The 25,622-nt window shown below is 55.6% G+C and carries 18 protein-coding genes and 1 riboswitch; of the genes, 9 read left to right on the top strand and 9 right to left on the bottom strand.

Annotated features, from left to right (window positions below; genetic code table 11):
* Positions 1–10: 10 nt before the first annotated feature.
* From B2R17_RS13465 to lepB, 4 genes are all read right to left on the bottom strand, one after another.
* Positions 11–3,004: a DUF1583 domain-containing protein gene (locus B2R17_RS13465; protein WP_286764390.1), complete on the bottom strand. Its 2,994-nt coding sequence runs from the start codon at positions 3,002–3,004 to the stop codon at positions 11–13.
* A 454-nt stretch (positions 3,005–3,458) separates the two neighbouring features.
* Positions 3,459–4,706 (bottom strand): threonine ammonia-lyase, encoded by a 1,248-nt coding sequence (gene ilvA, locus B2R17_RS13460; protein ID WP_286764389.1) that lies wholly within the window; start codon positions 4,704–4,706, stop codon positions 3,459–3,461.
* A 19-nt stretch (positions 4,707–4,725) separates the two neighbouring features.
* Positions 4,726–5,679 carry an LPS export ABC transporter ATP-binding protein gene (lptB, locus tag B2R17_RS13455; protein WP_286764388.1) on the bottom strand — a complete coding sequence of 318 codons (954 nt, stop codon included), beginning with the start codon at positions 5,677–5,679 and terminating at the stop codon, positions 4,726–4,728.
* A 21-nt stretch (positions 5,680–5,700) separates the two neighbouring features.
* Positions 5,701–7,884 (bottom strand): signal peptidase I, encoded by a 2,184-nt coding sequence (gene lepB, locus B2R17_RS13450; protein WP_339887067.1) that lies wholly within the window; start codon positions 7,882–7,884, stop codon positions 5,701–5,703.
* Between the two features lie 62 nt (positions 7,885–7,946).
* On the opposite strand from lepB, the gene B2R17_RS13445 reads away from it, so the two are divergent.
* The 8 genes from B2R17_RS13445 to lnt all read left to right on the top strand — a co-directional run bounded on the left by B2R17_RS13445 (position 7,947) and on the right by lnt (position 18,846).
* Positions 7,947–9,263 (top strand): hypothetical protein, encoded by a 1,317-nt coding sequence (locus B2R17_RS13445; protein WP_339887069.1) that lies wholly within the window; start codon positions 7,947–7,949, stop codon positions 9,261–9,263.
* 69 nt (positions 9,264–9,332) lie between these two features.
* The gene (locus B2R17_RS13440; RefSeq protein WP_286764385.1) at positions 9,333–10,511 is read left to right on the top strand and encodes a DinB family protein; all 1,179 of its coding nucleotides are present in this window, start codon (positions 9,333–9,335) and stop codon (positions 10,509–10,511) included.
* Between the two features lie 296 nt (positions 10,512–10,807).
* Positions 10,808–10,919, top strand: a riboswitch (cyclic di-GMP riboswitch).
* Between the two features lie 179 nt (positions 10,920–11,098).
* Positions 11,099–11,278, top strand: coding sequence for a Flp family type IVb pilin (locus tag B2R17_RS13435; RefSeq protein WP_008660999.1), 180 nt, complete (start codon positions 11,099–11,101; stop codon positions 11,276–11,278).
* 447 nt (positions 11,279–11,725) lie between these two features.
* Entirely contained in the window at positions 11,726–12,283 is a 558-nt protein-coding gene (locus B2R17_RS13430; protein WP_008670371.1) for an A24 family peptidase, read from the top strand.
* A gap of 192 nt (positions 12,284–12,475) precedes the next feature.
* Entirely contained in the window at positions 12,476–13,687 is a 1,212-nt protein-coding gene (cpaB, locus tag B2R17_RS13425; protein ID WP_008670375.1) for a Flp pilus assembly protein CpaB, read from the top strand.
* A 167-nt stretch (positions 13,688–13,854) separates the two neighbouring features.
* Positions 13,855–15,615, top strand: coding sequence for a type II and III secretion system protein family protein (locus tag B2R17_RS13420; RefSeq protein WP_286764384.1), 1,761 nt, complete (start codon positions 13,855–13,857; stop codon positions 15,613–15,615).
* Positions 15,616–15,711: 96 nt separating this feature from the next.
* Positions 15,712–16,941, top strand: coding sequence for an AAA family ATPase (locus tag B2R17_RS13415; protein WP_037253173.1), 1,230 nt, complete (start codon positions 15,712–15,714; stop codon positions 16,939–16,941).
* A gap of 93 nt (positions 16,942–17,034) precedes the next feature.
* A complete protein-coding gene (gene lnt, locus B2R17_RS13410; RefSeq protein ID WP_286764383.1) occupies positions 17,035–18,846 on the top strand; it encodes an apolipoprotein N-acyltransferase in 1,812 nt (603 codons plus the stop codon).
* Positions 18,847–18,871: 25 nt separating this feature from the next.
* Here the strand turns inward: lnt and proS are convergent, their stop codons facing one another.
* From proS to ychF, 5 genes are all read right to left on the bottom strand, one after another.
* Complete coding sequence (gene proS / locus B2R17_RS13405) at positions 18,872–20,377, bottom strand: proline--tRNA ligase (protein ID WP_286764382.1); 1,506 nt, start codon at positions 20,375–20,377, stop codon at positions 18,872–18,874.
* A complete protein-coding gene (carA, locus tag B2R17_RS13400) occupies positions 20,374–21,540 on the bottom strand; it encodes a glutamine-hydrolyzing carbamoyl-phosphate synthase small subunit (RefSeq protein ID WP_008670382.1) in 1,167 nt (388 codons plus the stop codon). Before carA ends, proS begins: the two co-directional genes overlap by 4 nt.
* 257 nt (positions 21,541–21,797) lie before the next feature.
* Positions 21,798–22,157, bottom strand: coding sequence for an amidohydrolase (locus B2R17_RS13395; protein ID WP_286764381.1), 360 nt, complete (start codon positions 22,155–22,157; stop codon positions 21,798–21,800).
* 26 nt (positions 22,158–22,183) lie between these two features.
* A complete protein-coding gene (locus B2R17_RS13390; protein ID WP_339887073.1) occupies positions 22,184–22,765 on the bottom strand; it encodes a hypothetical protein in 582 nt (193 codons plus the stop codon).
* Positions 22,766–22,867: 102 nt separating this feature from the next.
* Positions 22,868–23,959 (bottom strand): redox-regulated ATPase YchF, encoded by a 1,092-nt coding sequence (gene ychF / locus B2R17_RS13385; protein ID WP_286764379.1) that lies wholly within the window; start codon positions 23,957–23,959, stop codon positions 22,868–22,870.
* A 454-nt stretch (positions 23,960–24,413) separates the two neighbouring features.
* Here ychF and queA point away from each other — a divergent pair, with 454 nt between their 5' ends.
* On the top strand, positions 24,414–25,523 hold the full coding sequence (gene queA, locus B2R17_RS13380) for a tRNA preQ1(34) S-adenosylmethionine ribosyltransferase-isomerase QueA (RefSeq protein ID WP_286764378.1): 1,110 nt from the start codon (positions 24,414–24,416) through the stop codon (positions 25,521–25,523).
* Positions 25,524–25,622: the final 99 nt, after the last annotated feature.

Below are 25,622 nucleotides of genomic sequence, written 5' to 3'. Positions count from 1 at the left end.
TCCACAAAACTCACTGTTCATCCGAGTGGATCTCAAACTTCTTGAGCCGAACGCTTGATTCACTGCCTGCACCTCCGCTGTGCAACATCACGATGACCCTGTTGATCGGAGCGTTCGAGTGGTCTGACATCGACACGATACGGTCGTGCTGTTCACCTTCAGGACGCACCATCATGAAGAATCGCTTGTCCCGACGAGCGATTCGCAACGCCGTGGCGGAGGTCACGGTATGTCGTTCGGTACCGTTGAACCAGTCACTTCCATCCGGCATCCTCACTCTCGCGTAGCCTTCCGCTTCAATGATCCCGGGTGCATTCAACCCCAGCATCGAATTGACTCTGGTGATTGGTTCGGACGTCGGCTGAACCTCGATCGCAAAGATGGCCTGCTGGCCCTCTCCCGCGCTCGCCAAACGGAGTTCATCGAATTCCAGACGAAGATCGAAATCACCATCGAATGACATTCGCGAGACGAGAGCACTCGCCCCCCAGTTGACCGTTCCGATGTTTTGCAATCGAAGACCGCCGTCAGCTTCATTCCAAGGTCTTGTATCACTCAGTCTTGCAAACATCTCCGGATCGGGTGCGGCTTTCGTGAAGTCATGCACATACGACTTCTTCAACTGTTTCCTTGAGTCGTCCAACTGGTTTCGCAACGCTTGCATGTCCGGCAGAGCAACTCCCGTGATCTGCTCTGCACGCACACTCACGCTCGTCCATGTCGTTGATGCAGAACCACCTTTCGATGCAAACGCTTTCAAGGTGATGCCTCCGGCGTTCAAGGGACCACGGCCGACTTGATCAGTCGACAGAAGTCTGAAAGTTGCCGAATCGTTTTCAGCGAACAAGTAATGAACCGTGGTGCCCAAACGAACCATTCGAAACACTCCCGATGTCGCTTCGTTCGCCACCCAATGATCTTTTGCGCGTTGAGCTTGGTGGCCGGCATCCGTCATCGGAGAAAATCGGGTGCGTAACTTTTGCTCCTTGTTATCCCAACGGTGCCGAGCGACCCGAATTTTCTGACCGTCACTCGGCAAGTACGCAAGCATCTCGAGAGCCCCGTCTCCAACGTTTGCATGTTCAAAGTTCTCGAAACTTGCTCGCAGATCAAAGTCGCCGTGAACCTCAAGCCAAAGAGGCAGATCGGTGCTTTGGCGATCGCCCGCTGTCATCGCGATGCCGTTCTCCTCAACTGTGATCGGGCCGCCTCGCTGAATGAAATGGCTTGAGTCAAAATCCAGCTTGCGAAAATCCTGTTCGTAAAATTGTGGCAGCTCAGACGCCAACTCTTCCATTTCCGCCGTATCCGGCCTCACGCGGTGATGCTCGCTAAACACTTCGTCTGCATTTGGCCAGTCACCTGACCATCGCAAGTTTCGAACTCGAACGTTGGTTTTGTCCGCGAAATGAAACAATCCGAACTGCCGCTGGTTCCACGGTTCCAGCGTTCGCTCGATGACCGGGACTCCATTCAGCAGCACCTGAACCTCGTCACCTCGAAGCTCCAATCGAACACGGTTCCACGAGTCGTTCTTCAAGGGAACCTGGGAACGCCTCTGATCTTGCTTTGCCACAACCGCTCGATTCGCGGGTGAAAGATTGCCCGGCTGAAACGCACCGTCCGTCACCCAGTGAACATTGACGCCATCGGGTTCGAGCATCAGAGCCATGCGATCGATCGTCGGGTGGACCGACGCTTCTCCCTTTGCGTAGAAGAACTCGTAGTCGATCGAGCCGTCTTCCATCATTGGCCGGTGATACACCAGCAGACTCTCTAAATTGGATCCCGCGAGTTCGCGTTGTGCTGCGTGTTGAACCTTGAACGATGATCCCGATTCTTGAACCGCAACGGATCGCCATGCAGCCGAGTCGCTGGGATTGTCAACAGGCTCATCGTAGTAGCTGTACCAACCAAGCAATTTCGATGAATTGACCATCTCAATGGATGAAGGAACTTCAGGCGTTCCTGTGATTGTCAGATTTCGAACGGCTCCGCGGCTCAATCGATGTGCTCGCAGTGCCAACCAAGGGAACTGGCCATCCACCAACGTCCGCTGCAAGATGCGTCTTCCGTTGATGAAGTGACGACAAACACCATCACGAACTGAGATTCGACAACTCTGCCAATCGTCCGGCGGACTTACCGGTGGATCCAGCGGCAACATTTCCTGGCTGCGAATCCCGCCGATCTCGGCTTGATTTAAAGAGGAACGAGGTGACGCGAAAATTCCTGCGTAAGCCACCTGCGTTTCGTGAAAAGGAGAACCAGTCACGTCACACTCGACTTCAAAATTCCCGGTCAGCGGAGAAGGGAAATACAGGTAATCGTTGTTGTGGCCAGAGACTTTGTGCACGGCATTGCCCAACGCACGCCATGTTGCAGCGGTGAATCCGTTGCCCCGAGAGTTAGCAGACAACACCGAGGCTCGCTGCCAAGATTCGAAGGACGAAGTCTCGGAAGCATTCGACGCGGGCCGATGCAACACACCGCTTTCATTGCTCGAGGTGAGAGCAGCAAGAGAACCAAAGGCGTAGGCATCCCAAACTCCGATTGAGTCCCAGTCCAAGTCCTCCATTTGCACCGAACAAATACTAGCGGCAAGCTCGACGAGTTCACTGCGATCCAAGCCACTCTTTCTCCCATAGGCGAGAGCCAATACCTCCGGCCAATCCTGTCTGGCTGCCTCGGGAGCTTGTTTCCGAACGAGAGTTGCCAACGTATCCAAAATCGCTGTAGTAGATTCCGGCGGTGTTGCCGATGACTCCGGCGTGAAATTCGCGATGTCAATCATGACTAGCAGAGCCAGCTTCGCTCGAATTTGATCCGATTGCGAGGAATCCGGAATTTCTTGCACACGCCCGCGAAGTTCGCTCAGACGGTCTGCCTCTTTGGCCGCCGCTAGAAGATAGAAGACTGGCGATGTGATGCCTTCGGCAATGCTTGCTTTGGGAGCCACGTCCGAGTCTGCCGTCGGAGCAATCTGCAAAAACCGCGACTGCATCCGGAAGTTCGGCCGTGTTTCTGACGGCAACACCCAATCAGCCAAAACATCAAAGCGATCTACTGGGTCGAGCTTCGACGCGTGCAGAACTACGCTCTCAAAGCCTTGCGAAAGAACATCTTGTTCCCGCGTGAGCAAGAACTCCAAAACAGATTCGTCAGAACTTCCGGCATTCAAGCCCCGAGAATCTCCAATCGACAGCGACAGAAAGATCGAAGCAACGATCAACAACAGCCGGCAGCGTGTTTGCGACTTCACCAATCTTCTCCCTTATAGAGCGCACTATTTAAGAGCGTCAGAGCGTCCAAACGAGACAATTGTCTCGTTCATCTTGCCTGAGGGGTCTGATTGTACGCCAGTGCCCGCATCCGCGTCACAGAAAAGAGATCGTTGGTGACGAAACACGACGGACGAGTAACAACGCTACAAATGTCGGCCGCGTCGAAAATAACCCTCACACCAACAACTCGAACAACATTCGCTGCTCGTTGACGACTTGGTATTCGATGTTGCTGGCCGTCATGCGGTCCAGCAAGCCTTGGTAGTCGTCTCTTTTGGCGACCTGCAAACCGACGAGCGCCGGTCCCGTTTCGCGATTGTGTTTTCGCGTGTACTCGAAGTGCGTGATATCGTCGGTTGGGCCGAGCACATTGTTGAGGAACTCTCGCAAGGCTCCGGCTCGCTGCGGGAACTTGATGATGAAGTAGTGCTGCAACCCTTCATACAACATCGCTCGATCGCGAATTTCTTCGGTGCGAGTGATGTCGTTGTTGCTGCCGCCGACGACACACACGACGGTCTTGCCGCGAATTTCGTCTGACAATTGCTCCAGAGCCGCGATGGAAAGCGCGCCCGCAGGCTCCACCACCAGCCCTTCGTCGTTGTAGAGCTGCAACATCACGCTGCAGACTTTGCCCTCGGGCACAAGGATCATCTCATCAATCACATGCTGAGCGATCTTGAAATTCAGATCTCCAACACGTCTAACCGCGGCTCCGTCGACGAAGTTGTCGATCTTTTCCAGCGTCACGACCTTGCCTTCACGAAGGCTGTCATGCATGGCCGGCGCGCCCATCGGTTCAATTCCAATGATTTTGGTTTCGGGCGAAAGCTGTTTGAAGATGCTTCCCAAGCCAGAGATCAATCCGCCGCCTCCGACCGCGACCAGCACCATGTCAATTGGTTCCGGATGGTCTTCCAAGATCTCGGCGCCGACGGTGCCTTGGCCTTCGATGATGGCGGGATCATCAAAGGGAGGAATGTAGGTCAGTCCTTCTTCGGCAGCGCGATGTGCTTCCGCCGCCGCATCATCGAACGTGTCCCCGGTGAGAATGATTTCCACATGTTCTTGACCGAACAGCTTGACCTTCTCGACCTTTTGTTTCGGCGTGACCGCAGGCATGAAGACTCGACCATGAATCTCCATCGCATGGCAAGCGTACGCGAATCCTTGCGCGTGGTTGCCGGCACTGGCACAAACCACTCCGGCAGCACGCTGCTCGTCGCTGAGTTGCGACATCCGGTTGTAGGCACCACGGATCTTGTAGCTGCGAACCTCCTGCAAGTCCTCCCGTTTGAGCAGAATCTCCGCGTCATAGAGTGCGGAGAGTCGAGCGTTTCGCATCAACGGTGTGTGGCGAACCACATTGGCGATTCGCTTGCGAGCCGCTTCTATTTTGTCGGCGGCGATCAAAGGGGACATGGTGCTAATCAGGTAGGTGTCAAACGTCGGTCACGCGACGCCGAGGAACTTGCCGTCGCGGTGTTCCGGTGGCAGGTGACGCAGGTGGTGGTTGTGGGTGAGCCGGATCGACTCGAAATTGATTCGCGGCAGGTGAACTCGAATCAGGCGTCGCATTATCGACCGATGTCCCGGCGGCGGCATCGAGGTCACCCAAGTATTCCTCACGAACCTTGGGGTGACGTTTGACTTCATCCGGTGTGCCGTCGATCAACACTTGCCCCTGATAGATCACATAACAGCGATCGACGGTGGTCAAAATTTCGCGAGCCGCGTGGTCGGTGATCAACACGCTGATCCCAGAATCACGAAGTTGTTGAATGACGCCCTGGATGGACTGCACGGTCACCGGGTCGATCCCAGCGAACGGCTCATCAAGCATCACGATCCGTGGATTGGACACGAGGCAGCGAGCGATTTCGAGCCGGCGGCGTTCACCGCCGGAAAGTCCCGCCGCACGACTCTTTCGAATGTGCGTGATGTTGAACTCTTCGAGCAACTCGTTGGTTCGCTGCTTGCGCTGCTTGCGATCCACACCCAGCAACTCAAACAATGCCGAGATGTTTTGTTCCACCGTCAGCTTTTTGAAAACGCTGGGCTCCTGGGGCAGGTATCCCATCTGCCCGTCACGTGCACGACGGAACATCGGCCAGTCAGTGACGTCTTGTCCGCCCAAGTACACACGACCTTGGTCAGGCTGAACGAGTCCGCATATCATTCGAAAGCTGGTTGATTTCCCGGCACCGTTTGGTCCCAGCAAGCCAACGATCTCGGCTTCGCCCACATGCAAATTCACGCCATCGACGACGCGGCGACGACCATAGGTCTTTTGCAAACCAACCGCTTCGAGCACCGGTTCGGGAGATTGCGGCATGACGCCATTTCCCATCGTCGATTCGGTGGGGAAGGATGTCGGTGTAAATTCGTCATTCATGATTCGATTCCTTTCAGTGAATCACTTGATTCGTTGCATCCGGTCCAAGTTGGGCCAAAACGGCAACGGCGACTTCCACGGGTGCGGCCAGAACACCAGCAAAGCCTTGCCAACCAACAAGTCTCGCGGGACGTACGAAACATCTGCGAATTTGTAGGCATCTTCATCGGGACTGTGGTAATTGCCCAACCGAGTCTTGTTGCCGGCCCAGCACCGCGCGTCCAAACTTTCGGGACTGTTGTCGCCCATTGGAAAGAACTGGTCTTCTTCCATACTGAACGAAACCGTGCGGCGATTCTGCCAACCGGGGAAGTCCGACCAGATAGTCGGCTCTGCCATCAGCAATTGTATGTCGCGAACGATCTCGTTCGTTTGCGATCCGGCACCGACGAAGCGTCGCAATGCACCCATGTCGTAATCAAGCATGCCATCGTCGCTGCTGTCGACCGCGATGTAGTACTTGTCCCGATGAATCACCATTTGATTCAGCGTTGCGGATCCGCCGGTCACACCAACGGCGACCGGTGCGGCGTCCAGCGGATTGCCAGGGCCACCGTAACGTGGCTGGTTCTCGGTGACCGGGACGATCGAGTCGAAGTCGAAAGTGGTCGGTGTTTGGAAAGCAACAACTTCGTCATCAATCCAAAGCGTGAGTTCGTTGTCCGCATTGCTGAACCGAAAATCATGTTGTTGGCCGGCACGCACGGATGTTGTCGCGACGGGGTGCTGATTGCCATCGCCATCAAACGCGCGAACTTCTCCATCATCGAGCGTCAGCTTGGCTTCGCCGGTTTTCAAATCAATTTCACAAAGATGCCGCACGCCAGCTTCGACGATTTCAAACGTCAGTTGCTTTGCGTCGGCAGAGGTTTCGATGTTTTGGGAAACGATCAAATCACCAACCCAGTGCATCCCATCGGCACCATGATAGGAACCGCCGAAATCCACCATGCCGCGAAATTGAGCCAGATCACCACCGGATTCATAATCCATTCGGAAAACGCCATCGGATCGAGTTTGTCCAATGAGACGTCTGAAACGAGAAACGTTTAACGGACTGGGCTTCTGGTCATAGACACGATCGGAATCGACATGCAGATACGCGTCGTAGGCGTAGAAGTCGGTCACGAGGCGGCCGCTGTGTGGGTTCACGTCTGCCAATGACTGTCCCGCGATCGCTGCAGCCCATTGTTCTTGGTCTGGGAAATGGTGGAAGTAACGAAGCCACTTGGTTTGTCCGTCTGCGGCCTTCACCGTTGCGGTAAGACCTTCGGTGGACTGGTTGACCGACCAAGAATCCTTCGGAACCGAATCGCCGCCCGGTGTCCAAGGCTGCAACCGTGAAGGGTATCCCGCCTCGATCAACGCCTGTGCCTGATGCTCGCTGTCGTAAACCAAATGGCTCATCGCCATCAATTTCTCAGGTGACTTGCGTTGGATCTCGCCGATCCCGGTCGACGCCTCTTCCGCGTTTTGGCTCGCGTAGACATCGCCGTATCGAATCGAAATGGTTTCGCCGGGCAGGCCAACGAGACGCTTGATGTAGTTTTGCTTTGGATTGACCGGAACCTTGAAAACGATCACGTCCCAGCGTTTGGGTTCTTTCAGCGTGTAGGCAAATTTGCTGACCAGAATCCGATCACCGCTAAACGTTTGGTGATCGGGATCGTTGACCAGATCCAACGGGTTCACGTGCCGACAATTGGGACAAATGCCGCCGACAACGGCTTTTTCCAGAGCGGGCGTGCGATTTTCCAAACTCGCTCCGATTGGGAACTGTTGCCCACATTGGTCGCAAAAAACGTCTTTGTGAGCCCCCATCAGGGCCGGGGCCATCGATCCGGTGGGAATAACGAAGGCTTCTGCAATGAAAGCACGGAATAGCAAAGCCAAGATGAACGCCACCGCAAAGGCCTCCACGGTTTCGCGTCCGCCCTGCAATCGGAAGACGGCGGCTCGTTGCTGCGGAATCGTCAATGCATCGAAAGCCGCCTGGGCCTCCGACACGGGACCGTCCTTACCGGACTTCGATTCGGTCGATGATTTCATGATGTTGGAAAATCGGGGTATTTTGCGAAGGACGCAGTCTAGCGAAAGATCGTCTCGACCGGACCATCGGTTTTTTTCGTCCAAACCGGTGCAATCCCGCCAATGCAGTGGTGGGAACCTCGGCTGGTTTTGGGCGCAGAATCCGACCGAACACACCTGAATAGAGGAAACTGCAAAACTCTTTCACGGACGAAAGGGAGCCTCTGTTCATTCCAGGGATGATTTCTGCCGTGAAACCCGCGATCCAAGCCGCTCGGTCCCCGGCCCACCGCTGGATCCTTCCGTTGATTCTCGGCGTGGCGATGATGGCGGTCCTCTCCGCTCAATCACCGGGCGATCCCGTCGTGGATTGGCCGTCGGTAGATTCTCCGACAATCGCTTCCCCCAGCGATGCAGTCCGGACCGCGGGAATGACGTTGACCTCCAAGGAGGTTTCTTCGCTCGAGCTTGAAAGTCCAGAGCCGATCGAAACGGTTGTCGTCGAAAGTCTCACTGAACCGGTCGGAGCGGAATCGTCGATCAGCTACACGCGGCACCAGGTCATGCAGTGGGCGTATCAGAACTCCCCCGAAGCCAACATGATCGACCAAGAATCCCGGGCGGTCGCTTGCGGAGTCGATTGTGATGACGACGATGCCGTCTGCCAACTTCGCTTGATCCGGTCAGTCTTGGCCGAGATCGCTCTGGGTCGCCGTTCGGACGACGCGGCAGATGCGGCAAAAGCTTACGACCGATTGCTGGCAGCACAGCTCGGCAAGCAAATCGCTCGACAAGGGATCGAGGTGCAAAACCGATTGATCGACTTGGCAAACGAAGCCGATCGATTGGGCGTCCCCGATGGAAACGTCTTGCAACTACAACAAGCCAAACTGGTTTGGCAGGACATGGAAGTCCAACAAACGTTCGCAACGCAAAAGCTGAGACAAGAACTGGCCCGACGCACCGGCCGCCCCGAATCCGAAGTCGCAATCGCGGTGACAATCGATTCGTTGCAATCCACCGAATCCGTCGACGCCGGCAGCAGCGTTGCAATCGCCCTGGAAAATCGCAATGACTTGAAAGCAGTCAAGCAACTGTGTGCAGGCATGCGAACCTGCAACTTGTCCTCGGCACGGCAACTGATGGGTGCACTCAGCCCGGGCGCCGGTTTGGCCATCGCGTCGGCCACCGGAAAAAAGCTGTTTTCGTGTTTCTCACCAGATTCGAACACAAGCGATCTAAATTGCCGCCGTCAACAATGTTCGCTTCTCCGCGAATCGTTGTCGGATGTGATCCGCAACGAAACATTGCAATCGGTCCTCGACGTTCGCCTGGCGAACGCTCGTCTTGGACTGATCGATCGACAATTGCAATGGGCCGAGGAACGGTTGGCTGAAACGACGGCCGCAATCGAACTGGACCAACAACCCGTTGGCTCGGATGACCTGATTCGTTTGGAACTCGCGAAGTTGCGTGGCGATCAACTCGCGCGGCAACTGGATGTTTCATTGGCGATCACAGAGTGGAAACGTGTGCAAGGGATCGTGTTAGAGTAGCCTCTCACGACCATTCCACGATTCGACCACGCCGCCTCACGGTGCGTGGCAAACCGATAGGCCATCGCGATGAATTCGATCTCTCACTACAAGGGAACTGCTGCATCACTCTTTGGTGCGGCACTCCTGATGTCATTGATCAGTGCTCCTGCCCAAGCCGCCGAGGGTGATCCGGTTGCGGTTCGCGTTTCGCCTGGAGGAACAGTAACGATTGAATCGCACTGGGGTTTGAGTGTTGCGGTCAAAGCTGAACTGAAGAACTCGAGTGATTTGTCGCAAGGCGATGCGTCCGCGATTCCAGAGACTGACGCGACGGTGACGGTGGGTGAGACCGGCACCTACCTGCTCAGCCGACCAGCCAACGAAGCCGAAGTCACTTGGCAACCAGTACCCCAGAATGAATTGGAAGCAGATTCAGCCAGTAAGACACCAAACGACATCCAAGTGAGCCATCTGGGCGATACAGCCGTTCATGTTCAGCTGGACGGTGTTGACCTCGTTGTTGCAGGCCTCGGTTGCACTTCCGAAACGCTGGCATCAATAAAGAACATTGATGCGGTCATCGGATCGGACCTTCAACGTTTTGTTGTCGAAGGCCAACCAAAGCCCCCGAGCGTTCGGAACTGGATCTCAGTTTCATCGGCATTGCCCGAATCGGTCCAAGTCAAAACGCAGGATCACAACACGGTTGCCATCTCATCCAAATCGGCTGATTCCGAAACGAAGCCGGCTGTTGTTTGGTGGAACGTCTCGACGAAACCGTGGCAAATGCCCGAGGAGATGGACAAACTCTTCGCCGCGATGAAAAAGTCTCGTGCCGAGTCTCAGGCGGTCTTTGCGGAGCTGACAACGGCTCAAATGAACTTCAAACCCGCCAACGGAACTCACACGCCTCGCTGGAATGTGGAGCACATGATGGGGCGTCAGTTGCTGTTTTTCTCTCAGATGTATCACGAGGCTGACGCGTCGATTCCTGTGATGGATCTAAATCCCGCCCAAATGCCGCCCGACTATAAATTCGCCAACGCGGATTGGAGTGGAGCTGAAGAAGCTCGTCAGATGCAACGCGTCAGCGACTTTTCGCGTCGGTTTGCTTATCTGCTGGATGGATACTCCGTCGACGACAAAGTGCCGGGCAGTCGTTGGCCTACATTGAAGGCTTTGCTGAAACAAATGGATCGGCACTACAGCGAACACACAACCAATACGAAAAAGAAATTTTCGCTGCCCGGATGGCCTAAAAAGTAACTCCGCCGAGTTCGGGTTTGCGGAATATCAAACAGAGGGGCAGTGGTCTTCTATAAGTGCATGCGCCCATTTGTCATTTTTACAATCGCGGCCGGCCGCCTAATCGTTATGACCGGACCAACCCGGCAACTTGCCTCGCCGTTAAGGTTCGGCCAACCGATCTTTTTTGACACCTTCGTTTTCTGTCGTAGTGTTCGGTAGTGAGAAAGTGAATGGCCCAAATGCGGCGGTTCACTGCCACGTCGAACATTCGAAGGTGTGTTGCCTTGGACTGCTCGACTGGGTCAGCCGAAGTTCCCTGACAAAGGCAAACCGTTCGAGAGGACGGCACGCAAAACCACGGGTCCGTGAGTCGGTCGATCGCATTGTTTGCGTTCGGCTTGGCTTCAGGAAAGCCGAGTTGCCGTGGAAAGAACTCTTCGTTGTTTCAACCTGAAACACGCTCGAGTTTGAACCGAGGCTTGTCAGTTTAATTTTCATTGACGAAGGCTGTTGTCACCTGGGTCGGTTCACATCGAATCGACTGACATTTTGTCGCCGGGTTAACGAGACATAATCGTGGCCCCCGTTTTTGTCTGGAGTTAGACATGAAAAAGTTTGCTGAAAACGTTGTTGCTTTCCTGAAAGAAGAAGACGGACCAACGGCTGTTGAATACGCCGTCTTGTTGGCCCTGATCATCGTCGTTTGCATCGGTGCTGTTACCACAATCGGTAACAACGCCAACGCAAAGTTCGGCGAAGCTGGCGATGCAATTGCTGCCAACTAAGTGCTGATCCGGCGGGTCCGTCCCGTCAATTTGGCGACATTCCGAATGGCGGCGAGACCACTCTCGCCGCCTTTCGGTATCGCCCGTGGGGGAGCCCTATTGCGACGACGATGTGGATCGACATGAGACGATCCGCCATTGAGAGATTCGATGGATGTCTTAGCTAACACTCATTTCACACCTTTTAGGTTTGCCCCCGGGCATCGAGCGAATGAACTACCCACTAATTCCCGCTGACGCTGCCGCCCATGTCTGGCAATTAGCCTGCTGTGGCGTGACTTTGCTGTTCGCAATGTTGAGCTGGATGATCGGTCCTCGCTGATCCATCCGTTTTGACCGGAAACCAATAAAACGTTCACCGCCAACTCAAACACCTTCCAATTTGAAACCACCAACGGACGACTCGTTTCACGGACGACTCGGCCGAAGAAACACGGGGAAATCACCATGGACACTCTCCTTCACGGCATCACCGAAAACTGGACCATTTGGTTCGTGACGGTTGTCCTTATCGTTGCTGCTGTCATCGACGGCATGATTTTGAAAGTCCCCAACTGGTTGACTTTCCCGTTCATAATCTGCGGATGGGCACACTGCTTTATCCAAGGCGGCTTTCCCGAACTGGGATACAGCTTGCTCGGCACATTCGTCGGCATGATGTTGCTGTTGCCACTTCGCAACGTTGGCGGCATGGGTGCAGGCGACGTGAAACTGCTCGCTGGCATCGGAGCCTGGTGCGGAACCATGATCACGCTGAAAGCCTTTGCTGCGACCGCCATCGTCGGCGGAATCATGGCAGTCTTCATGATCTGGAAGAGCGGTGCATGGATGAAACACTACGCTCAATTCCTGAAAATCATGGAAGAGTGGCGAACGATTCGCAAACCTGAGCAGCTCGCCGCGATTGCTCGAGAGCGAAAACCGACCATGTACCTGTTGCCATACGGAATTCCGATGGCCATCGGCACGATCATCTACTTCGCCGCCACGGGCCAATTGGTCTGATTCAAATTGAAGATCGAGGGCCGCATGGTACCCCCATGCGGCCTGTCATCATTTGTGCCCCATTTTTCGGGGATTTTCCTCCTAGCGTTGGAAATTCGAAGCAAAAACTCCGTTTGGCAATCTGTAGCGATTGCGCAAAGGGACTCGGTTGCCCCAAGTGTGTTTAGCTCTTGAAGACTCACACCCGATACCGTGAGTGACGCTTCCATTGCGGGCGGTCGGTCATCGATCGAATTCAACGCGAGCAGTCTGTCACCTCTGGTTACCCACTCGATTGCCATGCGAAACAAATCAGTCTTCCTCATCTTGGCCTGCGTTTGCGGCACGATTGCCGCGATCGGCGTTAGCCAATGGATGCAAGCTCAATCGACGGGTCAGAGTTCGGTAGAAACGGTCGAGATCTTCGTCACCGCGAAAACCATTGACATTGCCGAAGAAATCACCGCTGACAAAATCCGTCTCGAACAATGGCCCGCCGATCGTGTTCCGACCGGTGCGAGTGGCAAACTCGAAGACGTCGAAGGCAAATTTGCGCGCCAGCGTTTCTACGAAGGCGAACCCGTGATGCCGGTCAAACTGATGGCTGATGCGAACGGTTCATCCCAAACCATTCCAGTCGGTTTCAGCGTCGTGTCGATGCGAGCCGACCCGGAGAGTAGCGTTGCGACCCTCGTCCGCCCCGGCGACCGAGTGGACGTGATGGCCTACTTCGTCAAAAGCGAATTGATTCCCGAGACGACCGCGAAAACCGTTTTGACGGGTGTGCGAGTCTTCGCCGTTGATGGCCGCACCGAACGCGAAGTCGATTCGGAAGCCGAAGCCAAACCGGCACGTTCAATCTCGCTGCTGATTCATAAAAAAGACACTCCCGCTTGGACCTACGCTAGCGAACTCGGAAAGATTCGCCTGACGCTCGGTAACCCAAGTGACATCAACGAAACAAAAGACGGCGAGACCGACGGCGGTGCCGGGCAAGAATTCTTGCGATGGCTCTCCGATTATCAGATCGCTCAAGCTCAACGCGAAGAAGATAACAATCGCGTCGAAACTCCTGTCGTGAAGCCATCCATCCAAGCACCCAAAAAAGAGAAGAAGCGGGGCTTCAAGATGTTGAAAATGTCCGGTGGCGTGCTGACTGAATACTGGATCGAAGAAGGCTCCAGCGTGCCAAAGGTATTGGCAGAATCAGGACGTGAAGAGCTGGAAGACACAAACACCGACCTGCGAACTCGTCCGGGTGCAGATTATCCCCTCCCTAGCGAGAACGAACTGGATGAACCCAGTGCACCGACCGATTACAGCTACCTGAACGGATCGCAAAGTCCGTTTTACAACAGCGGACCAACGAACCGATCCGAAGGGGACCGTTCGCAATCCGATGAGTTTGGTCCGACCAGCCGCTAACGGCCCGGACGAAAACAAGATCCACCACTGATGCCAAGGCAAGTTCGCTCACAGCGAATCGCCGCCCAGCCCGCCGCTAAATCGACGGACTGATCGCCGAGAGTTCATGGATGAATTCTCGCGGAGATGAATGAATAACTCGACCCGCCCCGGCAAGGATGCCTCAGATGCGAGTGTGCACTTTTCTTATCCGTCGCGACCTATCGGTCTGCTGTCTGCTCGCCACCGCTTTTGGGTTGGTGATGCTCTCGGTTGCTCAACCGGTGATGGCTCAGTCCGCGACGACGCTTGCTTCAGCCGCGGGCGACCATCAGATCAACCAAACCGTTGAGCGGATGGATTTGATCGTGAAGAGCAGTCGCATTCTCTCGCTTGGCGAACGCATCCCGCGGTTCCAAGTTCACAACGAAGAAGTCCTGGGTGCGACCCCGGTTTCTGAAAATCAAATTCAGGTCTTCGGCAAGATCCCGGGTACCACCCAGATCAACCTCTGGGACACCGAAGACAAACTCTACACGATTGACGTCACCGTCGTCGCAGACGCTCGCGAAGTCGAAGGCATCCTGAACTCGCAGTTGCCGCTGGCATCGCTTCGAGTCACGCCAATCGGTGAGTCGGCCATCATCTCCGGCTATGTCACCAGCGTTGACGATGTGGACAAAGCGGTTGCGATCACCGAACAGTTCTACACGACGGTCATCAACAACATTCAAGTGGTCGGTATCCAACAAGTTCTGTTGCATACCAAGATCATGGAAGTCAGTCGTACAAAGCTTCGTGAGCTCGGCGTCGACCTGGCAATCCTCGACGACAATTTCACATTGCTGAACGGCCCCAGTGGAGTCCTCGATGTCGGTGCCGGAATCGTCGAAGGTGACGTTGGCTTTGGTCCCGTTCCACTAGGCGATACGAACCTGCGTTTCAACGTCAACGGTAATTTCGAGGCACTCCTCAATGCCTTGCACGAACAACGCCTGACCAAGCTGTTGGCAGAACCAACTGTTGTTGCCACTCACGGTCGACCAGCACGATTCACCGTCGGTGGTCGAATCCCAACGATTGTGCCCGGACAAAACGGACAAGTTCAAATCACTTACGAAGACTACGGCACAAGCATCGACTTCTTGCCATTCGTCGTCGGCCCAGGACGTATTCGCCTGGAAGTACGACCAGAGGTCAGCGAGCCCGATCCGTCGCGAGCCGTCACCGTCAACGGTACCAACGTGACCGCTTTCACGACTCGCTATGTTGAAACGGCAGTCGAAATGCAAGCGGGCCAAACGTTCGCTCTGGCTGGTTTGCTACAAAGCCGTACCGAATCGACCACTTTGCGCACACCATTTTTGGGAAGTTTGCCTTACGTCGGGACATTGTTCCGCAAGATGCAGGAACGTCGCAACGAGATCGAATTGCTGATTCTGGTCACTCCAGAATTGGTGGAAGCCATGGATCCGCACGAAGTGCCTCGCGGTGGTCCAGGCATGAACTCACACTCGCCTGACGACAAAGAGTTCTACCTCTATGGTCACATCGAAGTGCCAAACTTGAAAGCCAACGATTGCGACAACGAAAACTTGCAACCTGGCATCAACGGCGGTTTCCACGGAGGACAGATGAATTCCGGTCCGATGCTGCACCAGGCACCGATCTACCAGGATTCACTGAACGGTGTCCCTGAGCACGTCTACCCGCAAGGTGAGATTGTCGATCCAACCATGTCGACTCCGCAAGCCTCACGGAACGTTACGCAACGGGCAATGCCAAACCCATCTGGCTACTACCCACAGCGGACTGCACGAAACACCGCGTCGCCAGCGAACAATCGTTTCGGTGCCGGCGAGTTGCTTCCACCGAACGCGATCGTCCCCGGTCCACAACCGACGAAGGTTGCTGAAGGCGTGATCGTCAGCCAACCGGACTACAGATGATCGTCTGAGTGAACTCGATACGCCCCACCATGTCGCCCGCTGGACAAGCGGGCTGTCCCCTATGAAACCTTTCTCCGTCTATCGAAGCTGCCTGCTATGAGTAACGTCCTACGATTGGCCTTGGTCGATCCAAACGACTCCTCCCGCGAAACACTGAAAGCGATGCTTTTGGGGATGGATACTGTTTGGTTGGAAGCGGACTGCTCACGCTACGAGTTCTTTCCCGACATCGTTGATCAAACGACTCCCGATGTTGGAGTCATTTCGCTGGACACCGATTCCACCGCCGCGATCAAACTGATTGAGCGGATCACTCGCGAAACGCCTGATACGGCGTTGCTCGCAACCAGTGCTGTCAGCGATGGACAGTTGATTCTGCAGGCGATTCGCGCAGGAGCACGTGAATTTCTGACACTGCCTTTGGTGGAAGAAGAACTGTCATCGGCGCTCGGCCGGATCAGCCAAACCAAATTCGGTGGTGGCGACACTCGCAATCGATCTTGCGAAGTCATCGCGATCGCTGGAGCAACCGGTGGAGTGGGAACGACCAGCACCGCCGTCAACTTGGGCTGTGTGCTTGCCGAAGAAAGCCGCAACAGCGTCGCGTTGTTGGACCTGGATTTGGCTCTCGGTGACGCCGACGTTTTCTTGGATGCCATCCCGGACTACACGCTCGCCGACGTCGTTCAAAACATCGGACGATTGGACATTCAGTTGCTGAAGAAGTCGCTGACGAAGCACTCAAGCGGTTTGTACTTGCTGCCGCGACCAGTGGAGCTGCACGATCTCGAAGCAATCGACACCGAAAGCCTTCGCAAGGTCGTTGGTTTGCTGAAAGCCTCTTTCACGCACTTGATCGTCGACCTGTCGAAGACCTACAACGCGCTCGACATGATCGCGATCGAATCCGCATCGAAGGTGTTGCTGGTCACTCAATTGGACTTGCCATGTCTCCGCAACGTGGTTCGTCTGATGATGAGCTTCGATGAAACCGAAGGCCTTGCCGAACGCGTCGAAATCATCGTCAACCGTGCAGGTTTGGACGCTGGTCAAATCAGCCTGAAGAAAGCGAAGGAAACACTCGGACGAGAGATCTTCGCGTTGCTGCCTAACGACTATCGCACGATGGTCGAAGTCCGCAACAACGGTGTGCCGTTGATCACGCAAGCCCCGAAGGCAGCCTTGACCCAGGCTTTCCGGGACGTTGCGTATCGATTGACCCACCGAGAAAGCGCAGTGGCTGAAGAAGAAGGTGCTGGAGGGGACGACCACGCCGGCAACGAAAGCCGCTGGAAACGATTCTGGCCGGGCGCCGCGAAGGCGTAACACTTTCGCGGAAATGTGAAACGGGTTGCCGGCCCGCGGTTGGGCTGGTATTTCACGGGGATACCAACCATCCCGCGAACGTGAGCCCGTCCGTTGAGCGAAAACATATCCGCCTCTGACACTCCCGCGTCGGAAGTCGCCACCAAGCCACCATCGCCCGAATCAGCCTCCATCGGATGGCTTTTCGCGGCATCGTCCGCGTTCGCGATGGTGCTTTGGCTCTCGGGACCTCCGTTTGCGATCGGTCCCTTGGTGTTCATCGCACTGGTTCCGCTGCTGGCGATTGCGGAAGTGGCTCCAAGCTCTTCTTGGAAACGTCCCCTCTACGCCGCATCGCTCGCGTATTGGTTGGTCAGCCTTCAAGGGCTTCGCTACGCCCACCCACTGATGTTTCTGCCTTGGATAGCGCTGTCAAGCTACTTGGCAATCTATCCGGTTCTCTTCGTCGCATTGCTTCGACGCTGCCGTTTAACTGAGAACGATGGGAGCACGCAATCATGGCGTCACCGCATTCCCGTTTGCCTTGTTGCCGCGGTCCTTTGGGTTGGCTTGGAATGGATCCGCAACTACTTCTTCACCGGAATCTCGGTGTTGATGCTCGGCCACGCGCTCGCCGACATGCCGATCCTCATTCAAATCGCCGATCTGGGTGGAACCTATGCGGTCAGCTTCGTGGTCGTCTGCGTCAACGTAGCGATGTTCGATGCACTGAACCGATGGGTCGTTCGACGAACATCGAGTGCGTTTGACTCTCCAACGAAGTCGATCGTGATCGCTGGCGGTTTGCTGATCGCCACGCTGGTCTACGGGTCGATGACGATGAACGTCGCTACGGAACCAACCGGCAAAACAATCGCGCTTCTGGGTGGCAATGAGCTGACGGTCTACGAACAAGACATCGTGCGAGAACAAGAGATCTTTGCCGCGTACGGTCAGATGGCAATCGATGCGGTTGCCAAATCGAAGACGCCGGTTGATGCAGTCGTTTGGCCCGAGTCGATGTTCTCAGGCGGATTGCCTTGGATGACCACCGGCGCCGATCTGGTTGTTCCTGACTTCATGCAGAACCCAGCGGCAGCACCGCTGCAGCCTGAACAACTTCGATTCGCCGTCGAAAACAACCAGATCGATTTCCTGAATCGCGCCACCAGCATTCAGCGAGCGATGAGGGCCAGTTCCACAATTCCGATCGACGCACCGCCGGCGATCATTGGCGGGTGTGAACTGGTCCAGTACGCGGATCGTCCCAGTCAATACAGCGGCGTCATTTGGGTGGATGCGACCGGAAAGATGTCCGGCACCTACTCGAAGAATCACCTCGTCCTGTTCGGAGAAACCATTCCGTTGGTGCACAGCTTGCCATGGATCAGCGACATCGTCCCACCAGGACTGGGATTGGATCGCGGGACGGAGCCAGAACGCTTTGACTTGAACGGAATTTCGCTGATGCCGAACTTGTGCATCGAGACCGCGGTGGAGCGGATTCCCGTCAACCACATGTACCAACTGAATTCGCGAGCCAACCCAAAGTTGCCGGACGCAATCGTGACGTTGACCAATGACGTTTGGTTCCACGACTCAGCGGTCGTGGATCACCATTTGCGATGTGCACAACTGGTTGCCGTCGGATGCCGGCGCCCGGTTTTGTCCGCAGCCAATGGTGGCCCGACCGTTTGGATTGATTCGGCCGGTCGAGTCGTCGAGCGATTGGCGAAGGGACAAAGCGATGTCATCTATGCCCAACCAAGGCGAGATTCGCGGACCAGCCTGTATGTTCGCATGGGGTCTTGGCCGGCCGGCCTGATGGGCGCGGCCACACTTTGCGGACTGGCATGGATGACGTTCGATTGGTTGACGCGTCGGCGGAAACGAAACGCAATCGTCGAAGCCACTCAACCAAATTGATGTTCAACCGGTCACCGCGAAAGTATCAATACGCTTTCGCGAAAATGGCTCGTTGAGCAGCGGGTTTGCCGGTCAAGAAACAGGTGCCTTCGGTGGCGTTGTCCGTTCGCGGAACGCAACGAATCGTCACCTTCAACTCCTTCAGCAATGCCTGCAAAGAGTCCTCATCGCTGTAGTGACACCAAGCGAATCCGCCGGTGATCGCGGTGTCGCCTTTGTCAGCGAAGAAGTCACGGAACACAGCTTCTGATTTGAGTTCGACCGTGTTGTCTTCCCGCATCTTCAACGCGGCGTCGAACAACTCTTGCTGCAACGTCGCCAGCTTTTCGCCGATCGTTGCTACCAACTCCGCTCGGTCGATGCCGACACTCTTGGGTTGATTACGGATGCCGCAGAAGACGGTGCCCGCGGCCATGTCCTTCGGCCCGACTTCCAATCGAATGGGAACGCCACGTTTGACGTGATACCACTTCTTTTCTCCGCCACGAATATCGCGATCGTCGATTGTCACGCGGACAGGAGCATTTGCGTAGGTTTGAGCGGCCAATTCGTCGCGAAGCGATTGAACGTACTCCATCACCTCCGCACGCGAATCGTCTTTGTAGATTGGTTGAATGACGACATGCGTTGGTGCCAAGCGAGGTGGCAGAACCAACCCGTCATCGTCGCTGTGTGTCATGATCAAGGCACCGATCAATCGAGTGCTGACGCCCCAAGAGGTCGTCCAAGCAAACTCAATGTCGCCGGATTCGCTTTGGAATTTGATTTCCTGAGCCTTCGAGAAATTCTGCCCCAGGAAGTGGCTCGTTCCCGCCTGCAAGGCCTTGCGATCTTGCATCATGGCTTCGATCGACAGCGTCTCGACCGCGCCTGGGAAACGCTCCAGTGGAGTCTTGCTGCCGACGATGACCGGCATTGCCATCCAGTTCTCAGCAAAGTCGCGGTAAACCTCGACCATCTTCTCGGTTTCTTCTACCGCTTCTTCCGAAGTCGCGTGGACCGTGTGGCCTTCCTGCCAAAGAAATTCCGCGGTGCGCAAAAACATTCGGGTCCGCATTTCCCAACGGACAACGTTGGCCCATTGGTTGATCAGAATTGGCAAATCACGGTAACTCTGAACCCACTTCGCGTAGGTCGCACCGATAATCGTTTCGCTGGTCGGACGAACGATCAATGGTTCTTCGAGCTTGCCCGCAGGACGCAGCCCGCCGTCGGGATCGGGTTCGAGACGGTGGTGAGTGACAACCGCACACTCTTTCGCGAATCCATCGACGTGTTCTGCTTCCTTTTCCAGGTAGCTCATCGGAATGAACAATGGGAAGTAAGCGTTTTGGTGGCCGGTTGCTTTGAACATGTCATCCAAAGCACGCTGGACGTTTTCCCAAAGTTGGTAGCCCCACGGTTTGATCACCATGCAACCGCGAACTGGCGAATTCTCAGCGAGGTCGGCTGCCCGAATGACTTGTTGATACCACTCGGGATAATTCTCTTCGCGAGTTGGGCTGATGGCTGTCCTGGGGGCTTTGCTCATGCGGTCACCCCGCACTTCTCGTTCAGTTGTTCCTGGAATCGCGAGAACAAGTAGTGGCTGTCGTGAGGACCGGCCGCGGCTTCGGGGTGATATTGAACGGCGAACGCACCGGTGTCTTTGTGACGCACACCTGCGATCGTGTCATCGTTCAAGTTGCGGTGGGTGACTTCCAAGCAATCTGGCAAGCCTTTGTCATCGACCGCGAAGCCGTGATTCTGGCTGGTGATTTCAACCTTGCCCGTTTCCAAATCGAGAACGGGTTGGTTGGCACCACGGTGACCGAATTTCAGCTTGAATGTCTTGGCACCGCAGGCAACCGACAGCAGTTGGTGACCGAGGCAGATCCCAAACACGGGAACTTGGCCCAGCAACTCACCAATCGCTTTATGAGCGTAGGTCAGTGGCTCAGGGTCGCCAGGTCCATTGGACAAGAACACGCCGTCAGGATCCATCTTCAAGATGTCATCGGCGGAGGTGTTGCCGGGAACGATCGTGACTCGGTTTCCGCGGGAACGCAGGTGCCGTGGGATGTTCCACTTCATGCCGAAGTCCATGCATACGACGTGCGGCCGGCTGTCGTCACCGATCGATGCGTCTTTGGCCGCTTCGCGAATTTCGCGGATGGTCCAATCATCCAGTTCGTTGGTCCATTTCTCCAACTGAGTCGGCATGACTTCTTGAACCAAATCTCGCCCGACCAAACCGGGTGAAGCTTTGGCTTTGGCGACCAAAGATGCGTCGTCCAAATCGGTCGTCGACAAAACGCCTCGCATCGCACCTTCGCTGCGGATTCTTCGCACGAGGGCACGCGTGTCGATGCCGGCGATTCCAACCACACCTTGCGATTTGAGGTAGTCGCTCAGCGAACCTTCCGATCGGTAGTTGCTGTGCATGCGACTCTCGTTGCGGATGATGAATCCGGACAACGATGTGCCGCGATTTTCGAGGTCGATTGAGTTGATCCCGTAATTGCCCATTTCGGGATAAGTCATTGTCACCAACTGACCGCGGTAGCTGGGGTCAGTCAGGATTTCCTGGTACCCGGTCATCGAGGTGTTGAAGACGACTTCGCCGGTCGTTTCGCCTTCTGCCCCGAGGCTGGTTCCGGAGTAGACGGTGCCGTCTTCGAGAGCGAGTTTGGCAGCTTTGGCAGGTGAGCTCATCAATGCACAATGGGAGTCGCGGAAAAAATGGGAGACCTTCGACGTGGTGCCCTGTTATCGCTGTCGAATCCATTTTCTTCCAGTCCCCCGAGTGTGCGTCCGCCCCCTTTCCCGCCGATTTGACGGGGTTTCTTGGCGGCTCGGAGCGATCTCACCGGTCTGACGCCGCATCGGCTGTTCGACGAGCCGACGATGGGGAGTTCCGAAGGACCATCTGACCGGTTTCGCTGCCTTGGACTTTGGGAAAGACAGGCGAACTATTGCGGCGGTTGAACCAGAGCGATGATCCGATCGACCGCCAATCGCAACGACTTCGCCGCCATCGCGAAATTGGTGTGCCCGCTGACTTCTGGCTGGATCGCCTCGTACAGCTCCGTGGCACCTCGGAGGCGACGGAGCTTCTTCTTGGCCATTTTCATGTAGACGGCGGTGTCGGTTTCATCCGTCACAGGACCGACCGCCAAAATGAAGTCGTACAGGTCTCGAACGACTTCTCGCAGATCCTCATCCTCTTCCGATTCATCGGCATGCTTGAGGAACGTGCGGACCATCCAGACGTGAGTCAGCTCCGCATCGATGGCTCGAATCACCGCGAGTGGATCACTGGGAGAAGTCATTTCGCTCTGTTTCTTCGTTCTGTTTATCAGGACGCTTGCGTGTCTTCGGATTCAACCGGTACCGCGGCATGCGGTTCGGCTGTTTCAGTGGCATCGGTCGCAGGCTTGGTCGGTGCGTGACCATGAGGCGTGTTCATCGCCACGATCACGACGCCAACGACGGTCAATGCCATGCCCACCCAAAGCACGGGGCTGATTTGAACATGTCCTCCCAGCCGAATAACGGAAACCAGGGCCGTCACCGACACCGCACCGCCAAAAACGATCGGCATGACCAACAACGCGTTGCCCTTGCTGGTCATCATCGCGGTTGTCAAACAGAGTGCTCCAAAGGCCCCCAGAGTGCCAGCCAAGAATCCCCATTTGACCGTCGCAAAGTGCTCGCCCGAAAAACTGAACGAATCCCCTTTGACGCCCATCATCGCCAGACCACCAAGGATGGCGATCACCAGGTAAGCAATCCCAATGAAGACATAGGGTTTGAACGGCGACCACAGCGGGGCACCGTTGACGCGGGGCGCCTGAGCGTTGCCGATCGTCGGGCCATAACAGCCCCAAAACAACGCTGTGCCGATAGCGAAGAGAATTGGAATCAACATTTTGTTCATAGAACCGTCAGTAGGAGGGATGGCGGTGGGACCATGGGCTATCAGCGTCTGGGCACCGAAACGAATCCGTGCCCAAATATCAAATGCGTGCCGGAATGACGATCAAACGTTGAACAAGAAGTGACAAATGTCACCGTCCTGCATCACGTACGACTTTCCTTCCACACGAAGTTTACCGGCTTGTCGAATGTCTTTCTCTGTTTTGTATTCTTCCAGCTCCGGCAACTGGTAAATTTCGGCGCGGATGAATCCACGCTCGAAATCGCTGTGAATGACACCAGCGGCTTGGGGGGCGGTCGCTCCGATGCGAACCGGCCAAGCACGAACTTCTGTTTCACCGGCCGTGAAGAAGCTTTGCAATCCAAGTGTTCGGTAGGCTTCGCGAGCGATGACGTTCAGCGATGGTTCTTCCAGACCGACGTCCGCCAACATTTCCGCACGATCTTCTTCGTCCAGTTCAGCAATCTCGGACTCGAGCTTCGCGCAAACGCAGGCCACCGAGGCTCCGGTCTTTGCCGCGTGCTCACGAACCTTGCCGACTAATTCGTGCTCGCCGTTGAGATCGTTTTCGTCGACGTTGGCGATGTAAAGAATTGGTTTCGCGGTCATCAATCCATAGCTGCTGATCGCGACCTGCTCAGCCTCGGGCAATTCCAGCGTCCGCAACGGTTGCTCGCTTTCCAAGTGAGCGTTGCACTTTTCGATCGCCGCGACGCGAAGCTTGGCTTCTTTGTCTCCACTGCGAGCGGTCCGCTGGGCCTTGCCCAATGCGTTTTCCAGGGTTTGCATGTCAGCCAAAACCAGCTCGGTTTCGATCGTGTCGATGTCCGCGATCGGATTGACTTGGCCGCTAACGTGAATCACGTCGGGATCTTCAAAGCAACGCACGACCTGCATGATCGCGTCGACTTGTCGGATGTGACTGAGAAACTTGTTGCCCAAACCTTCGCCTTCGGCCGCACCTTTCACGATGCCGGCAATATCAACCAGCTTCAAAGCGGAAGGAATGACCTTTTGAGGCTTGATGAAATCGGTGATCCGTTGCAAACGCGCATCGGGCACACTGACGATCCCTTCATTGGGCTCGATCGTGCAGAACGGATAGTTGGCACTTTGAGCCGCGACGCTGGACGTCAGAGCGTTGAACAGGGTGCTTTTGCCGACATTGGGCAAGCCGACGATTCCGGCTTCCATCGAGTTGCCTGAAAGAATGGGGGAAAAAAAGTGGGAGACGGGCCGCCGTGATCCAGCGGTTTTCGCAACGGCCACTGTTATGGCGATTCCAAGCCGATTCGTCGAGACGACGCGGAAGGATCCAACGACTCTCGACGACTGCGGATCGCTTTGCCAACCACTTTCGTCGCCCGCCATGGCGAGCTGACCGGTGCACAGCGGACAAAACTGGACCCCCATTCCTTTTTCATTTGGCACATCAGCTTCCTCTGTCGCATACGTCGCGGATGCCGCCTGCAACGGCACCGCATTGCCTGGCCCCCGATCCCGGGTGAATCCTCCATCTCACCTGGGCTGAAACCGCGAAGCGATGCTGTGATCCCGGAAGCTGTGCTCGCGACAATCGCCGATCGTCCCTATGCTGTTCGATCGATTGTTTCCGACACTTTTCCTCCGTCCGTACGCGTCTTTCCGCATGCCATCCCTGGATCTCTACGACTACGAATTGCCTCGCGAATTGATCGCACAGGAGCCGCTGCAGAACCGCGTTGACGCGCGGCTGATGGTGATCGACCGAGCATCCGGCGAGATCGAACATCACCACGTTCGCGATCTGCCTCAGTTGCTTCGGGCCGAAGACGTGATGGTCAAAAACAACTCACGAGTCGTTCCGGCACGGTTGTTTGGCAGACGAACAAAAACCGGCGGACGCTGGCAGGGTTTGTTTTTGCGGTCCGATCGGGCAACGGGCGTTTGGGAATTGCTGACCAAGACTCGCGGTACCCTTCAAACTGGTGAAACGATCACGCTAGACGACCGCGACGCTCGCGCTGGCGGCGAATTGATGGTCATCGGGCGAGACGACCAAGGACACTTGCTCGTCCAGCCCGTGCCCAATGAATTTTTCGACGGACCACCACAAGCCATTGAGCCCGGCAAATGGTTGGACAAGTATGGCCGCGTTCCAATCCCACCGTACATTCGCGACGGACACATGGTCGACGCGGATGTGACGAACTACCAAACGGTTTTCGCCAGCACCAACCCCGAAGACGCCGGCAGTGTTGCCGCCCCCACCGCAGGTTTGCACTTCACCAAACAACTGCTCGATGAAATTGCGAAGGGCCAAACGGCATCCGCCGAAGTCACTCTGCACGTCGGCATTGGCACGTTCCGGCCAATCGAAGTCGATGATATTGACCAACACCAAATGCACGAAGAATGGGGCCGCATCGAAGAAAACGCGGTCGAAACAATCAATGATCGTCGCAGCGGTGGCGGTCGATGCGTCGCAGTGGGAACGACTAGCGTTCGTGTACTGGAAAGCTGTGTTGCCAAACGCAACGAAACCAATGGCCGAGGCGTTGCAGCGACCTGGACCGGCGCAACGGATATCTTCATCAAGCCGCCTTATCGCTTTGGCGTGGTCGATGCATTGATGACGAACTTTCATTTGCCCAAGAGCTCGCTGCTCGTACTGGTCAGTGCCTTCGCCGGGCACGATTTAATTCGTCGTGCATACAAAGAAGCGATCGCAAACGAATACCGCTTCTTCAGCTACGGCGACGCAATGCTGATCGTGTGATCACAGGAGGCTGACATGCTTGTCAGGGGAACGCGGGCATACGCTCGAGGAAACGGTTACATTCGTAACCTCTCCTTCGTTTGTCTCACCCTGGAGTCC

The sequence above is a fragment of the Rhodopirellula sp. UBA1907 genome, from assembly GCF_002337565.1.
GTDB lineage: Bacteria > Planctomycetota > Planctomycetia > Pirellulales > Pirellulaceae > Rhodopirellula > Rhodopirellula europaea.
The sequence above is the reverse complement of the archived record's forward strand: the minus strand, read 5'-3'. Positions and strand labels throughout refer to the sequence as shown.

Bases quoted from the DNA above. Each gene is read 5' to 3' on its own strand.
- ychF (WP_286764379.1), bottom strand. From the start codon at position 23,959: ATGGAAGCCGGAATCGTCGGCTTGCCCAATGTCGGCAAAAGCACCCTG.
- B2R17_RS13445 (WP_339887069.1), top strand. From the start codon at position 7,947: ATGATTTCTGCCGTGAAACCCGCGATCCAAGCCGCTCGGTCCCCGGCC.
- carA (WP_008670382.1), bottom strand. From the start codon at position 21,540: ATGAGCTCACCTGCCAAAGCTGCCAAACTCGCTCTCGAAGACGGCACC.
- B2R17_RS13440 (WP_286764385.1), top strand. From the start codon at position 9,333: ATGAATTCGATCTCTCACTACAAGGGAACTGCTGCATCACTCTTTGGT.
- queA (WP_286764378.1), top strand. From the start codon at position 24,414: ATGCCATCCCTGGATCTCTACGACTACGAATTGCCTCGCGAATTGATC.
- B2R17_RS13390 (WP_339887073.1), bottom strand. From the start codon at position 22,765: ATGAACAAAATGTTGATTCCAATTCTCTTCGCTATCGGCACAGCGTTG.
- proS (WP_286764382.1), bottom strand. From the start codon at position 20,377: ATGAGCAAAGCCCCCAGGACAGCCATCAGCCCAACTCGCGAAGAGAAT.
- B2R17_RS13420 (WP_286764384.1), top strand. From the start codon at position 13,855: ATGCGAGTGTGCACTTTTCTTATCCGTCGCGACCTATCGGTCTGCTGT.
- B2R17_RS13415 (WP_037253173.1), top strand. From the start codon at position 15,712: ATGAGTAACGTCCTACGATTGGCCTTGGTCGATCCAAACGACTCCTCC.
- B2R17_RS13430 (WP_008670371.1), top strand. From the start codon at position 11,726: ATGGACACTCTCCTTCACGGCATCACCGAAAACTGGACCATTTGGTTC.
- ilvA (WP_286764389.1), bottom strand. From the start codon at position 4,706: ATGTCCCCTTTGATCGCCGCCGACAAAATAGAAGCGGCTCGCAAGCGA.
- lptB (WP_286764388.1), bottom strand. From the start codon at position 5,679: ATGAATGACGAATTTACACCGACATCCTTCCCCACCGAATCGACGATG.
- B2R17_RS13435 (WP_008660999.1), top strand. From the start codon at position 11,099: ATGAAAAAGTTTGCTGAAAACGTTGTTGCTTTCCTGAAAGAAGAAGAC.
- B2R17_RS13395 (WP_286764381.1), bottom strand. From the start codon at position 22,157: ATGACTTCTCCCAGTGATCCACTCGCGGTGATTCGAGCCATCGATGCG.
- B2R17_RS13465 (WP_286764390.1), bottom strand. From the start codon at position 3,004: ATGCAGTCGCGGTTTTTGCAGATTGCTCCGACGGCAGACTCGGACGTG.